The sequence below is a fragment of the Arthrobacter sp. 24S4-2 genome, from assembly GCF_005280255.1.
Classification (GTDB): Bacteria; Actinomycetota; Actinomycetes; order Actinomycetales; family Micrococcaceae; genus Arthrobacter.
The window spans coordinates 4,222,854-4,237,029 of record NZ_CP040018.1 but is presented as its reverse complement, the minus strand read 5'-3'; the positions used below and the strand labels follow the sequence as shown (position 1 = coordinate 4,237,029).

At 66.7% G+C, this 14,176-nt stretch carries 11 protein-coding genes and 1 pseudogene; 5 read left to right on the top strand and 7 right to left on the bottom strand.

Going from position 1 to position 14,176, the window contains the following annotated elements:
• Positions 1-123 precede the first annotated feature (123 nt).
• Both cobA and FCN77_RS19660 read left to right on the top strand, forming a co-directional pair.
• Positions 124-1,416 (top strand): uroporphyrinogen-III C-methyltransferase, encoded by a 1,293-nt coding sequence (gene cobA, locus FCN77_RS19665; RefSeq protein ID WP_137323616.1) that lies wholly within the window; start codon positions 124-126, stop codon positions 1,414-1,416.
• Between the two features lie 98 nt (positions 1,417-1,514).
• A complete protein-coding gene (locus FCN77_RS19660; protein WP_137323615.1) occupies positions 1,515-2,978 on the top strand; it encodes an FAD-dependent oxidoreductase in 1,464 nt (487 codons plus the stop codon).
• 626 nt (positions 2,979-3,604) lie between these two features.
• Here FCN77_RS19660 and FCN77_RS19650 read toward each other — a convergent pair.
• From FCN77_RS19650 to FCN77_RS19640, 3 genes and pseudogenes are all read right to left on the bottom strand, one after another.
• A complete protein-coding gene (locus FCN77_RS19650) occupies positions 3,605-4,186 on the bottom strand; it encodes a hypothetical protein (protein WP_137323614.1) in 582 nt (193 codons plus the stop codon).
• 104 nt (positions 4,187-4,290) lie between these two features.
• Positions 4,291-5,117: pseudogene (locus FCN77_RS19645) on the bottom strand (DUF1206 domain-containing protein).
• A gap of 51 nt (positions 5,118-5,168) precedes the next feature.
• Positions 5,169-5,459, bottom strand: a complete 291-nt coding sequence (locus FCN77_RS19640) for a hypothetical protein (protein ID WP_254678647.1) — start codon at positions 5,457-5,459, stop codon at positions 5,169-5,171.
• 93 nt (positions 5,460-5,552) lie between these two features.
• Between FCN77_RS19640 and FCN77_RS19635 the strand changes: the two genes are divergently transcribed.
• Positions 5,553-6,098, top strand: a complete 546-nt coding sequence (locus FCN77_RS19635) for a hypothetical protein (RefSeq protein WP_137323612.1) — start codon at positions 5,553-5,555, stop codon at positions 6,096-6,098.
• A gap of 173 nt (positions 6,099-6,271) precedes the next feature.
• Here the strand turns inward: FCN77_RS19635 and FCN77_RS19630 are convergent, their stop codons facing one another.
• From FCN77_RS19630 to FCN77_RS19615, 4 genes are all read right to left on the bottom strand, one after another.
• Positions 6,272-7,426, bottom strand: coding sequence for an AI-2E family transporter (locus FCN77_RS19630; protein WP_254678646.1), 1,155 nt, complete (start codon positions 7,424-7,426; stop codon positions 6,272-6,274).
• A 127-nt stretch (positions 7,427-7,553) separates the two neighbouring features.
• Positions 7,554-8,234, bottom strand: coding sequence for a FadR/GntR family transcriptional regulator (locus FCN77_RS19625; RefSeq protein ID WP_137323610.1), 681 nt, complete (start codon positions 8,232-8,234; stop codon positions 7,554-7,556).
• The gene (locus FCN77_RS19620) at positions 8,231-9,532 is read right to left on the bottom strand and encodes an MFS transporter (RefSeq protein ID WP_137323609.1); all 1,302 of its coding nucleotides are present in this window, start codon (positions 9,530-9,532) and stop codon (positions 8,231-8,233) included. The genes FCN77_RS19625 and FCN77_RS19620 overlap by 4 nt, the downstream gene beginning before the upstream one ends.
• Before the next feature lie 81 nt (positions 9,533-9,613).
• Positions 9,614-11,056, bottom strand: coding sequence for a PucR family transcriptional regulator (locus tag FCN77_RS19615; RefSeq protein ID WP_137323608.1), 1,443 nt, complete (start codon positions 11,054-11,056; stop codon positions 9,614-9,616).
• 167 nt (positions 11,057-11,223) lie between these two features.
• On the opposite strand from FCN77_RS19615, the gene FCN77_RS19610 reads away from it, so the two are divergent.
• Positions 11,224-12,654: a gamma-aminobutyraldehyde dehydrogenase gene (locus FCN77_RS19610; RefSeq protein ID WP_137323607.1), complete on the top strand. Its 1,431-nt coding sequence runs from the start codon at positions 11,224-11,226 to the stop codon at positions 12,652-12,654.
• Between the two features lie 78 nt (positions 12,655-12,732).
• The gene (gabT, locus tag FCN77_RS19605; RefSeq protein ID WP_137323606.1) at positions 12,733-14,097 is read left to right on the top strand and encodes a 4-aminobutyrate--2-oxoglutarate transaminase; all 1,365 of its coding nucleotides are present in this window, start codon (positions 12,733-12,735) and stop codon (positions 14,095-14,097) included.
• Positions 14,098-14,176 lie beyond the last annotated feature (79 nt).

The window sequence follows — 14,176 nt, the reverse complement described above, 5'->3', positions numbered from 1 at the left end:
CACGCGGCGGACCGCCGGCCCACCACAGGCCCGCCACGTTTTAATGTGACGCAGCGTTACCTTACGTGAACTGGTGTTTCCGCGCCGTTGTTCCGGTATATGACGCGGCCCTATCGTCGATTCATGGCAATTCAGGATATTTACCCCACGGCACTGCGCCTGCTGGGCCGCCCCGTACTGGTGGTGGGCGGCGGGCCCGTGGCTACGCGCCGCGCCAAGGGACTGCTCGACGCCGGTGCCCGGGTAACCGTGGTTGCCCCCGCCGCCTCCGCCGGGCTTGAGGAACTGGCCGACGCCGGCCTCCTCGCCTGGGAGCAGCGCCCCTACCGGACTTCCGACGTCGACGGCGTCTGGTTCGTCCAGACCGCCACCGGCGATTCCGCCGTGGACTCCCGGGTTTCGGCCGACGCCGAGGCGCAGCGCGTCTGGTGCGTCAACGCCTCCGACCACGAAGCCTCTGCTGCCTGGACCCCCGCCGTCGCCGTGGTGGATGACGTGCAGATCGCCGTGAACGCCGGCGGAGACCCGCGCCGCGCCATGGCCCTGCGTGACGCCGTCGCCACCGCGCTGGAAACCGGGGACCTTCCGCTGCGCCGACGCCGCGCCTCTGCTGGAAGCGTGGCCCTCGTGGGCGGCGGCCCCGGCGACACCGGCCTCATCACAGTCCGCGGCCGCCGGCTCCTGGGCCAGGCCGACGTCGTGGTGGCAGACCGCCTCGGACCCCGCGAACTCCTCAAGGAACTCGCCCCGGATGTCCGTGTCATTGAGGTGGGCAAGACTCCCGGCCACCACCCTGTACCGCAGGCCGAGATCAACAGGATCCTCGTCGACGAAGCCCTCGCCGGCCACCGGGTAGTCCGGCTCAAGGGCGGGGACCCGTACGTCCTGGGCCGCGGCGGCGAGGAAGCAGAATACTGCCGCCAGCACGGCGTCGAGGTTGAAGTCGTCTCAGGCGTGACCTCAGCGATTTCCGTTCCCGCAGCCGCCGGCATCCCCGTGACGCACCGGGGCCTGGCCAAGGGCTTCAGCGTGGTCACCGGCCACGAGGAACTCTCCGAGGTCCCGGCCCGGGCCGACCACACCATCGTGCTGCTTATGGGAGTGGGCCAGCTCCGCGAATCCGCCGCCGCGCTGGCCGGTGCCGGTTTGCCTCAGGACACTCCAGTTGGCATCGTTGAGAACGGTTATCTGCCCAACCAGCGCGTGACCATTGGCACTCTCGGTTCCATCGCTGACCGGGCCGAGGCCACCGGCGTCGCGAATCCCGCTGTGATCGTGATCGGCGACGTTGTCCGCGTCAGCCCGTTCGCGCCGTCGCACTTCAAGACCGCCGACTACAGCACCACCACCCCGAACCAGCCCCGCACCACCCCAAGCCCTCAAACCTCGAGAACCACCCGCGTCCTCACCACCTAGCCCCCACCCAACTAGGTAGCAGTAAGTGTCGTTATGAGCCCTCAAAACGACACTTAGTGCGACCTAGTTGGGCCGTGACAGAAAAAAGGAACACAGCCGTGTCAACTAACACCACCGTAGGTTCTGCCGCCCGCCCGCTCCGGGTCGCCGTCGTGGGTTCCGGCCCCGCCGGCGTGTACGCCGCCGACATCCTCACCAAGAGCGAAGCCGTCAAGAGTGGCGAGCTGACCGTGAGCATCGACCTCTTTGACCGCTACCCGGCCCCCTACGGCCTGATCCGCTACGGCGTGGCCCCGGACCACCCGCGCATCAAGGGCATCGTCAACGCCCTGCACAAGGTCCTGGACCGCGGCGACATCAGGTTCTTCGGCAACGTGGACTACGGCACGGATCTCTCCATCGAGGACCTCCGTACCCACTACGACGCCGTCATCTTCGCCACCGGCGCCATCAAGGACGCGGACCTGAACATTCCGGGCATCGAACTCGAGGGCTCCTACGGCGGCGCCGACTTCGTCTCCTGGTACGACGGCCACCCCGACGTGTCCCGCGAATGGCCGCTGGATGCCAAGGAAATCGCCGTGATCGGCAACGGCAACGTGGCACTGGACGTGGCCCGCATGCTCTCCAAGCACGCCGACGACCTGCTGGTCTCCGAGATCCCGGACAACGTCTACCAGGGCCTCAAGAACTCGCCCGTCACGGACGTGCACGTCTTCGGCCGCCGCGGACCGGCCCAGGTGAAGTTCACCCCGCTGGAACTGCGCGAACTGTCCCACTCCAAGGACGTGGACATCATCCTGTACCCGGAGGACTTCGAGTTCGACGAGGAATCAGACCGCCAGGTCCAGAGCAACAACCAGACCAAGACCATGGTGGGCACGCTCACCAACTGGATTGCCGAGCAGCCCGAGGACGTTTCCGAGCTCAAGGCATCCCGCCGCCTGCACCTGCATTTCCTGCACAGCCCGGTTGAAATTTACGACGACGCCGACGCCCCCGGCCGCGTTGCCGGCATGAAATTTGAGCGCACCGAGCTGGACGGCACGGGCAACGCCCGCGGCACCGGCGAGTTGGTGGACTACCCGGTCCAGGCCGTGTACCGCGCCATCGGCTACTTCGGTTCCGCCCTCCCGGAGGTCGAGTTCGACCACAAGAAGGGTGTTGTACCGAACGACGGCGGCCGCGTGCTGGACGCTGCCGGCAGCCACGTTCCGGGCATCTACGCCACCGGCTGGATCAAGCGCGGCCCGGTGGGCCTCATCGGCCACACCAAGGGCGACGCCCTCGAAACCGTGACATACCTGCTCGAAGACCGCGAGAACCTGCCGGTTGCCGCCTTCCCCGAGGCGGAGGCCGTCGTCGAACTTCTGGACTCCCGCGGCGTGAAGTTCACCAGCTGGGAAGGCTGGCTGGCCCTGGATGCGCACGAACGCGCACTGGGCGAGAAGGCCACGGAGACCGGTTCGCACGGCATTGAGGTTGCCCGTGAGCGCGTCAAGGTTGTGCCCCGCGAGGACATGGTGTCCATCTCCCGTGACGGAGTGGCCGCGCAGGTCTAGTCACCACCCCTAACCACCCCGCGAACTGGCAGCAGATGACCGCAAACTCCGTGTTTGGGGTCATCAGCTGCCAGTTCGCGCTTTGGCCTAGCTGCCCGCCCCACCCGCTGCCATAAGTTCCAACCGGTTCAGCGTTTCCGTGTTCCGGACAGCGATGAGTGGGTCGCGGATGAACTTGGGGATCCAAAGGCCGGGGCCTTTGGCGGGGTCCTCGGCCATAGTTACTTTGCACCCGGTTTCGTCCGGCTCTACCGTGATCACAACTTTGGCCTCTCCCAGCGGCCAGCCCCGGGCAAATCAGCTCGATGGACTTACCAGGCTCCGATGCCATCATCTGGGTTTTGTCGTTGATCAGCAGCGGCCACGCCCCGACCGAGTGATGAAGGACAGCGTCGACAGCGGGCCACAATGCGTCCACATCCCTGATCCTCGACGCACCCACGACCCACCCGGAGGAGAGCCAGCCGTCGGCTATCACTTTCCATACATCGGCCGGTGGGGTGAGGAAAGTCTTGGAAACAGTCGCCATCTCAGTGCTCGCTTTCTCCTGGGCGATGCGAGCTTGGGTATTGGGTCTGGGGTGTTGGGCAGGGTAGTGGCGCCAGCCTACCCCTGCCCGGATGCGGTCAGAACTCTCCGTTGATGAAGCCGATGACAATGGCCGTCCACCAGCACAACTGCGAGAGGCTCAGGCACGCCAGCATGTGGAACCGCTGGCCGGGGGTCAGGTCCCTGAACGTAGCCTGATGCGGCAGCTTGACCAGCCGCCGCATCAGCGGAATGAGCATGATGCCGTTCAAGATGAGCACCAGGACAGCGGCGAGCTTGACGTCGGTCATGGGGCTGGCCAGCTTCGGGTCCAGAAGCGACCCGCTGGCCAACAACACGGCCACGCCACCCCAAATCAGCGGCGTGGCGGCACCATCGAGGCGGATGGTCTCAGAGAGGTCGCGGCGTCCGAGGAGCCACAGAAACCTTTGCCAGTCCACCAGGAGAATGGCTCCAAAGGACAGGACCAGGCCAAGGATGTGAATGATCCCGGCAACTGTGTGCAGGGTGCCCTCCGTGCGGACCGCGCCCGCGATCAGGAGGGAGATCAGCCAACCAACGGTGGCGGCAATACACAGCGCCACGACGAGCCGCCGGGTGGAACGTTCGGATTCGCGCTGTTTTCTTGCGGTACGCCTGCTGACTGCGATGTAACTCATGGCTCACCTCGGAGGGCTCGCGCCTAAGCCGGTGACAAGCTCAGCGATAGTCCCTCGGCCCACGGCCAACAAGCGGCCTGAGGGGTGCTGACGGCGCCCGGATGCTACATCCGACCGAACCTGGCCCGCAGCAGGGCAAAGGCGCCATAGCTGATGAACCCGGCCCCGATGGCCGCCAGCAGGTACGGTCCGGCAGGGTGGCCGAGCAGCGCCTTGAGGCTGCCGTCCAGTCCCGTGGATTCGCCGGGCCGGTTCTTGGCCGCGGCCACCACGAACAGCAGCCCCGCGAGGATCAGGGCGATGCCCTTGGCCACGTGGCCCGCCACGCCCAGCCCGCTGATCAGGCGCCCGCGCCGGGTCCCTTCGAAATACCCGAGTTCTTCCTTGAACTTCTTCCGGACGCCCTTGACGATGAAATAGATCCCGACGCCGATGACCGTCAGTCCCAGCGCGATCAGCGCGGGAATGCCGAGGGGCCTTGGACGAGGGCGGTGCTGAAGTCCTTGGTGGAGTCGCCGGAGTCGCCCCGCATGCCCACCGCGAACCCGGCAAAGGTCAGTCCCACACTGCCGTACGCCACGGCGAGGAACCCGGACGAAATGAGCTTGCCCAGCCGCTGGCCTGCCGGAAGGCGGCGGGCACGGAGGGTGGCTTCGCTGAGCTGCCACAACGCCAGTCCGGCACAGCCAACCAGCCCGGCCCACATAACGCCCGGCCCCCAGGGGTTGGCGGCCAGCTGTTCAATGGCCCCGGTGGGCTCGGCCTGGCCCGGCTGCCCCAGCGCCAGGGCGATGGCGATGGCCCCGATGACGATGTGCAGCAGGGCCATTACGGCAAAGCCGGAACGCGCGACGACGTCCAGCGCCTTGGTGTTCGACGCCGCTTCGACCGCGTCAGCGGCTTCGCCGAGGGCAGTATCTTCGTCCGCCATTGGATGTGTTGGCTCCTGCCTTGACCGTGCGGTGTTGGCCGTCCCTCGGTACTAGCCGTTCATGGGGCCTTCGGCGTGGACCTTGTCGGAGCCCGGACCCACGAGTTTCACGGTGGAGCGAACAATGACCTGGTCGGGTGTTTTGTCGTCATCCGCCAGGGTGTCGCCGGGCTTGATGACCGTGTAGCTCTCGGTGCCCGGTTCGACGTCGAAGCCGCGTGATGCGGCATCCTGCGTGGCGTTGGCCAGGGCATCGCGCCGCAGCTGGTCTAAATATTCCTCGTCGCCGGCTCTGGACGAGTCACCAAAGGCCCAGCCGAAAAGGGTTCCAGATTCATTCATAGGGCTGATCTTACGCATCCCATACCCTACCAAAATATTGATAAGTGTGCTTACTATGTTGGGACATTCCCACTCACGTTAGGAAAGATCACCATGGCAGGAAACCTGATTGCACGGTCCCTTCACGACCTGACCGCCGGCGCGTGGTTCGGCGGTTCCCTGATGGGCGCCATCGGACTCAACGGGGCGGCAGCCGCGGCAAAGGATTCAACCGAGCGCACCAGGCTCTCCAGCCTGGGCTGGAAGAAGTGGGCGCCGGTTCAGGCCGGAGCCTTCGCGGTACATCTTTTGTCCGGCCTGGCCATCGCTTGGGAGAACAAGGGCCGCACTGCCGCGCAGGAAGGCGTGGCCGGCCTCAACGTGTACAAAACGGCGGTCACCCTGGCCGGCGCCGGAGTGACCTTGTATGCGGGGATCCTGGGCAGCAAGGTGGAGAAACTCGCTGCTGAGGGGTCGGAAGGCGCAACCGAGCCCAAGCCTGGCGCTTCGGACGAACTCAAGGCGGCCCAGAAGCAACTGAAGATCCTGCAGTGGGCCATCCCGGTATTTGCAGGCTGGGTCATAGTGCTCGGTGCCAGGCACGGTGAAATGCAGCGGCCGAAGAATGTGGTTCAAGGCCTGCTGCACCGCGCCAGCTAGCCAGCTAGCCGGCTGACGCCCGGACGCCCCGACGTCGAAAAGCGGCCCGGACCCTTGTGAACTGTTCCCGGAAGTTGGACTGAGATATTCAGTTCCGACTTCCGGGAACAGTTCATTTACCGGGTCCGGGCCGCTTTCAGCTGTGTCCCCTTCGGTGTGGGGCGTGCCTGCGGTTACGTCCGCGCGCTGTCCGCCGGAACAAGGTCCGGGTCCACGGGCTCCGGCTTCTGGGTGTCCGGGTCCACAGTGTCCGGTTCCGGGGCGTCGCTCGTCCAGACCTGGACGATGGCCCAGACGACGGCGGCCAGGGGAACGGACAGCACGGCGCCGATGATGCCGGCGAGGATGGTGCCCGCTGTGAGCGCCAGAAGGATGACCAGGGCGTGCAGTTGGAGTGACTTGCCCATAACCACTGGTTGGAGCAGGTTGCCCTCGAGTTGGTTGACGGCGATCACCACGATCACCACGATCAGGGCGACCACGGGTCCGCTGGCCACCAGGGCCACGAGCGCGGCCAGGATTCCGGCCACGGTGGCTCCCACGATCGGGACGAACGCGCCGATGAACACGATGATGGCCAGCGGTATGGCCAGCGGAACCTGCAGGACCAGCAGCGCCGTGCCGATGGCAACGGTGTCCACCAGGGCGACAATGGCCGTTCCGCGCACGTAGTCACCCAGGACCTGGATGGTGCGGGTGCCTGAGCGGCGCAGCTTGGCTTCGCGTGCACCGGTGTAGGGCCGCAGGAAGAAGTTCCAGATGCCGGTGCCGTCCTTGAGGAAGAAGAACAGGATCACCACCACGAGGCTGGCGCCGGCCAGGAACTCCGTGATGACGGACAGCCCCGTGATGGCTCCGGAGCGGACCTGGCTGCTGGCCGCGAAGTCGACGACGGCTGACCGGGCCTGCTCAATCTGCTCCGGGTCCACGGGGATGGGGCCGTTAAGGAGGAAGGACTGCAGCTGGTCCAGGCCGGAGGACGCCTGGGTTGCCAGGTCATTCCACTGGCTGCGGACCGAGAACACAATCACCGTGGCCACGCCGGCGAGGACCACGAGGAGGGCCACAAAGGCCACGCCCGTTGCCGCTGCGGCCGGCAGCCCGCGACGCTTCAGGAAGTTCACAAACGGGGCGATCGCCGCCGCGAGGATCAGCGCGATCAGCACCGGGATGACCAGGAGTCGGATCTGCAGCAGGGCAAAGACGGACACCACCACGACGGTGATGACCAGAAGGATCTGGGCCGAACGGACGCCGGCCCGGCCCAGGCTGTCCGCCCAGGGGTTCGGTGCCCTGCCTTCGACAGTTACTTCCACTGTTCTGGCCAAGGGGTACTCCAATTCGTCAGCGTGCAGAAAACGGGCAAGCCGGACGCGACCAAGGCCGGATGACGAACTCCCCCAAAGAGACAAGCCTACTGACTCCGGCGGACGCATGCTGCAGCGTCCGGACCGGCTACTCCCGGAGCCACTCCGCGCACGAGTTAAGGTTCCGGTTGACGCTGTCCACGGCGGCGGCTTCATTGTGCGCCTCGATGGCGTCTACCAGCTCCCCGTGCCCTTCGTCCGGGAGTCCGTTGAAGCCTCCCCGGCGCTGCTGCCGGAGCAGGTCCGCGTGGAACACGGCACCGAAACTGACGTACAGCTCGTGCAGCAGCGGGTTCCCCGATGCCTGTGCCACGAGCACATGGAAGTCCCAATCCGCCTGCGCCCAGGCGGGGTAGTCTTCGGAGTTCCAGGCGTTCCGGCGGACATCCATGAGGGCCCTCATGGCGGCAACGTGGTCCGCCGTGGCGTTGCGGGCGGCCAGCCGCGCCGCCTGGGTGTCCAGGCCCACCCGGACCTCGAGGATGTGCTCCTGGGTGTGGTCCTTGTACATGCGCTGCGCGGCACCGGAGATCTCGCTCGTGGCCCGCACATAGGTGCCGTCGCCGCGGCGGACTTCCAGCATCCCGCTGTGCGCCAGCGCCTTGATGGCTTCCCGGAGGGTGCCGCGGGAGACGCCCAGGCCGGCCATGAGCTCAGGCTCGGCGGGAATTTTCTGCTGCAGCGGCCATTCGCCGGAGTGGATCATCTCGCGGAGCTTGTCCGTGATCTCGTCGGCCAGGACGGGCCGGTGCGAAGCGGTGAGGGTCATGCCCGGCTCCTTGCCGAAGTGATGGTGGACAGGCCAGCGACCTGGCCCGCCGCCGCGCCCGCGGCAGCAGACGCCATTTTCTTGCCCGTCAGCAGGTGTGCCACCACGATCTGGGCCAGGGCGATGGCCAGCAGCAGGACCAACGGAACCGTCCAGCCGCCCGTGGCGCTGTGCAGCAGGCCCATGCCGAACGGACCCGCCGTGGCGAGCAGGTACCCCACCGATTGGGCCAGCGTGGACATGGCGGTGGTTTCCGCCGTCGTGCGTCCGCTGCGGCTAATCATCACCATGACCAGCGGGAAGATGCCCAGGCCGAAGCCCAGCAGCACGGCCGGAACGGCGGCCAGCGTTGCAGGCAGCAGCATCAGGGCGGCCACCCCCAGGGACATGGTGACGCTGGCCAGGTAGAAGGCCGGGCGCAGCATCCGCGGCCGCGATCCGATGGCGATCAGCACCATGCCGGCCGGAACCGAGACAAGCTGCATCAGCCCGAACATCAGGCCGCTGTCCGTCGCCGTGAGGCCGTTGGTGGTGAGCATGTACGGAAACCAGCTCAGCACGGCGTAGGCAAGAAGCGCCTGCAGGGTGAAGATGGCGGTGAGCAGCAGGCCCTTGCGGGTCCGCAGCAGCGGCCACGGCGAAATGTGGGTGCCGCGGCCGGGTGCAGCGTTCCGGTGGGCGTGCAGCGCAACAGGAAGGAACCCCAGGAAGGCGGCCACGGACAGCAGGCCGATGGAGCCCATGCCGGCCGATGCCGAACCCATGGCCTGGGCGATCGGCACGATCAGCACCGCGGTGACCGTGGCGCCGGTGGTCATGGTCACCGTGTAGAGGCCGGTCATCAGCGACGTACGGTCCGCATAGTGCTCGCGGATGAAGGACGGCATGGCCACATTGCAGACGGCGAGCCCGGACATCCCCACCACCGTTCCGGTCAGCAGCATGCCGGTGGACGGGATGCCGCGCAGCAGCAGCCCCGCGGCCAGCATTGCCAGGGCCAGCAGGATGGCCTTCTCAACGCCCAGCCGGCGGGTCAGCCAGGACGTGGCGGCGCCGGCAAGGGCGAAACACAGGGTGGGAATGGAGGGGATCACGGCGGCAATGAACGGCCCGTAGCCCAGGACTTCCTGGAGGTCGTGCAGCAGGGCGGAAGCCCCGGTGATGCCGGCGCGGAGGTTGAGGCCGATCAGGACGATGGCAAGGATGCCGAGGACGACGACGGCGCGCGGCCGGGCAGCGCTGACCCGTGCGGTGGGTGGGGTGTCAATTCCGGGAGGTGCCGTCGTCGTGGTAGCCATACTTAAACATTAGACGTTAGACGTTTGATGTTTGTAAAGATGTGGCAAACATCTCCGGAAGGCTCAAAACGCGCGCCTAGCCTAGCCCTGTTGCCGCTGCGAGAGCCGCTGCACGGCCAGCGCCAGCCAGAGCTGCACGCGGTCCTGCGTCTGGGACGGGTCGTAGCCGGTCAGCTCGGTGACCTGGGCCAGCCGGTACCGCACCGTGTTGCGGTGCAGCGTCAGGGCTTCGGCGACGGCGGCCACGGAGCCGTTGTTGTTCAGGTAGCTTTCCAGCGTGGTCATCAGCTCGGCGCCGTGCAGGGCATCGAAGTTCCTGAGCGGGTTGAGCGACTCATTCGCCATGTCCGCCAGCGGCACGTCCTCGCTGGCCAGGAGCAGCGACGTCAGGCTGAGCCGCTCGGGCTCGTTGACGGGCAGTCCGTGGCTGGCCGCGTCCCGGGCCTCGAAGTAGCTCCACCGCAGCCCGTTGGGTTTGGTGTAGGCGCCCCCGATGCCGATCGTGGCGTGGATGCCGGCCTCGGCCAGGTGGTCGCTGAGGCTCTTCGCGAGCGCGCTGGCACCGCTGCCGTCGTCGGCGACAACGATGATCAGGTCCTTCCCGACGACGGCGGTCACCCCGTGCTCCAGCGGCCGCGGCACCGATGAACTGGCCAGCTGCTTGGGGTGCGCCGCGGACTCGGCGAGCAGGACCACGTTCTTCCGGGTGCTGTTGACGCCGATCCCGGCCAGACGGCGTGACGCCTCGCTGGCCTCGAGCGTCCCGTGGATCACGTCCTCCAGGACCTGGCCGGACAGTGCCCGCTGGGCCTGCCGCTGCTTGACCATGTTGTTGAGCTCGACGCTGATCAGGTTCTGCGCGTACCCCACGATGCCGGAGTCCTCGAAGGGCTGCCGGACCCACAGGGTGCAGGCGTCCCGCCGGCCGGTGGGGATGGGGTAGGACGCCCAGGTGTCCGCCGTGGGCGCAGGGTTGCCGGGCACGCTGTTGTACAGCTGGGCCGTGAACTGGGTCAGGATGATGTCAGTGCGCAGCATGGAGCCCAGGTTCTTGAGCAGCTCGGAGAGGCCGCCGCCGGTCAGCAGGGCGCGGGCCAGGATCTGGTGCCCGGCGATGAGCCGTTCCAGCTTGGAGTAGTGGTCCGCGGACTGGGCATCGGCCACCAGCTTGGTGATGGCAATGAACGGTGTCTCGTAGGGAACCTCCACCACGGGCAGGCCCCAGCGGTTGGCCTCGGCAATCAGCGCCGGCGGCACGGCGTCGTGCGTCAGTCCTATCCCGAAGCCGATCCCCACCGCGCCGGCCCGCTGGACCTGCCGCACAAAGCGGCGCTGCTCGGGCGCGGACTTCAGCCGCATGCCCGTGGTGAGCACCAGCTCGCCGCCGTTGAGGAAGCGCTGCGGGTCCTCCTGCTCAGTGACGGCAACCCATTGGATGTCCTGGTGCCACGTGGTCTCGGCCAGTCCGGCTTTGATGAGCTTCAGCGACGGCACGCCCAACAGGGCGGCGAGGGAAATTGCCATGGATTCAGGATAACCGCGTGCTGGGCAACCGCACTAAAGGGTTCGGGGGATGGTGTGCAGGTGGCTATTCCCTGTCTATCTGCCCTGGCATAGGCTCATGAGCAGTTGCAACACTGAGCCCGTTTCAGAACCGGTTGCAGAAATCAGTATGAAAGAGGTTGAACACCGTGGTCCAAACCTTGCAGAACTTCATCAACGGCGAGTTCGTCACGCCCGCCGGCACCGGACTGCTGGACATCGTGAACCCCACCAACGGTGACGTCGTGGCGAAGTCGCCCATCTCCGGGCAGGCCGACGTCGACGCCGCCATGACGGCCGCCAGCGAGGCGTTCAAGACCTGGAAGCACGTCACCCCGGGCCAGCGCCAGCTCATGCTCCTCAAGCTCGCCGACGCCGTCGAGGCCAACAGCGACGAACTCGTTGAGGCCCAGCACCGCAACACGGGCCAGGTCCGCAGCCTGATCGCGTCCGAGGAAGTGGCCGCCGGCGCCGACCAGCTCCGCTTCTTCGCCGGCGCGGCCCGCATCCTCGAAGGCAAGTCCGCCGGTGAGTACTTCGAAGGCCACACTTCCTACGTGCGCCGCGAACCGATCGGCGTCGTGGCCCAGGTGGCCCCCTGGAACTACCCGTTCCTGATGGCCATCTGGAAGATCGGTCCCGCGCTCGCCGCGGGCAACACCGTGGTCCTCAAGCCCTCGGACACCACCCCCGAATCCACCCTGGTGCTGGCTAAGCTGGCCAAGGACATCTTCCCGGCCGGCGTCCTGAACGTTGTCCTGGGAACCGGTGAAACCGGAGCCATGATGGTGGACCACAAGGTCCCCGGCCTGGTCTCCATCACCGGCTCCGTCCGCGCCGGGATCGCTGTTGCCTCCGGCGCCGCGAAGGGACTCAAGCGCGCCCACCTGGAGCTCGGCGGCAAGGCTCCGGCCATCGTGTTCAAGGACGCCGACATCAAGAAGAGCGCTGCGGCCATTGCCGAGTTCGCCTTCTTCAACGCCGGCCAGGACTGCACCGCCATCACCCGCGTCCTGGTTGAGGACTCGGTCCACGACGACCTCTTGGCGGCCATGGTGGAACACACCAAGACCCTGCACACCGGTTCGCAGAACGACGAAGACAACTATTTCGGCCCGCTCAACAACGTGAACCACTTCAACGCGGTCACTTCCGTGGTGGAGCACCTGCCGGAGAACTGCCGGATTGTGACCGGAGGCCACCGCGCGGGCGAGAAAGGCTTCTTCTTCGAACCCACCATCATCACCGGCGCCAAGCAGACGGACGACGTGGTGCAGAAGGAAACCTTCGGGCCGGTCATCACCGTGCAGAAGTTCAGCACCGAGGCCGAGGCCGTGGAGCTGGCGAACGACGTCGACTACGCCCTGGCCTCCAGCGTCTGGACCACCGACCACGGCACGGCCATGCGCGTCAGCCGCGACCTGGACTTCGGCGCAGTGTGGATCAACACCCACATCCTGCTCACCGCCGAAATGCCGCACGGCGGCTTCAAGCAGTCCGGCTACGGCAAGGACCTCTCCATGTACGGCGTCGAGGACTACACGCGCATCAAGCACGTCATGTCTGCGCTCGACGCCTAACCCGCACGCATTACCCCATCCCTCCCGGTGGTCGAGCTAGTCAAGACCCGGACCGGCACTCACCAGAAAGGCATTCCCATGACTGCAACCGCCCATGACATCACCTACCGTCTCGAGCAGAAGCGCCGCGTCCAGGCCGACTTCCCGGGACCCAAGTCCGTCGCCCTGACCGAACGCCGCAAGGCTGTCGTCGCCGCCGGCGTGGCCTCCAGCGTCCCCGTTTTCGTTGCCGACGCCGACGGCGGCATCATCCACGACGTCGACGGCAACTCCTTCATCGACCTCGGCTCGGGCATCGCCGTGACGAGCGTCGGCGCGTCCGATCCCGCCGTCGTCGGGGCCGTGAAGGAAGCCGTGGAGCACTTCACCCACACCTGCTTCATGGTCACCCCGTACGAAGGCTACGTCGCCGTCGCCGAGCAGCTGAACCGGCTCACCCCGGGCGACCACGAAAAGCGCACGGTGCTGTTCAACTCCGGCGCCGAAGCAGTGGAAAACGCCGTCAAGGTGGCCCGCCTGGCCACCGGCCGTGACGCCGTCGTCGCCTTCGACCACGCCTACCACGGCCGCACCAACCTGACCATGGCGCTGACCGCCAAGGCCATGCCGTACAAGACCAACTTCGGTCCGTTCGCGCCCGAGGTCTACCGCATGCCCATGAGCTATCCGTACCGCGAGGAAAACCCCTCGATCACGGGTGCGGAGGCCGCCAAGCGCGCCATCACCATGATCGAAAAGCAGATCGGCGGCGAATCCGTTGCCGCGATCATCATTGAGCCGATCCAGGGCGAGGGCGGCTTCATTGTCCCGGCCGACGGCTTCCTGCCGGCACTGGCCGCCTGGGCCAAGGAAAAGGGCATCGTCTTCATCGCCGACGAGGTCCAGTCCGGCTTCTGCCGCACGGGCGAATGGTTCGCCGTGAACCACGAAGGCGTTGTGCCGGACATCATCACCATGGCCAAGGGCATCGCCGGCGGCATGCCGCTGTCCGCGATCACCGGACGTGCCGACCTGCTCGACGCCGTCCACCCCGGCGGCCTCGGCGGCACCTACGGCGGCAACCCGGTTGCCTGCGCCGCCGCGCTGGCGTCGATCGGCTCCATGGAGGAGTACGACCTCAACGCCCGCGCCAGGCACATCGAGGAACTGGCCACCGGCCGGCTCCGCGAGCTGGCTGCTGAGCTGTCTGAGCGGTCCGTTATTGGCGACATCCGCGGCCGCGGCGCCATGCTGGCCATCGAACTGGTGCAGGCCGGGTCCAAGGAACCGAACCCGGAACTGACCAAGGCCGTAGCCGCAGCCTGCCTCAAGGAAGGCGTCATCATCCTCACCTGCGGCACCTACGGCAACGTGATCCGCCTGCTGCCGCCGCTGGTCATCACCGACGAGCTGCTGCTGGACGGCCTTGAGGTCCTGGCCGCCGCCATCAAGGCGCACGCCTAACGGCCAGCAGCAACCACGGCCGCGCCCGACCAATACCGACCCCACCAGGGCCCCATCCACTGGGACTCCACCGGAATGC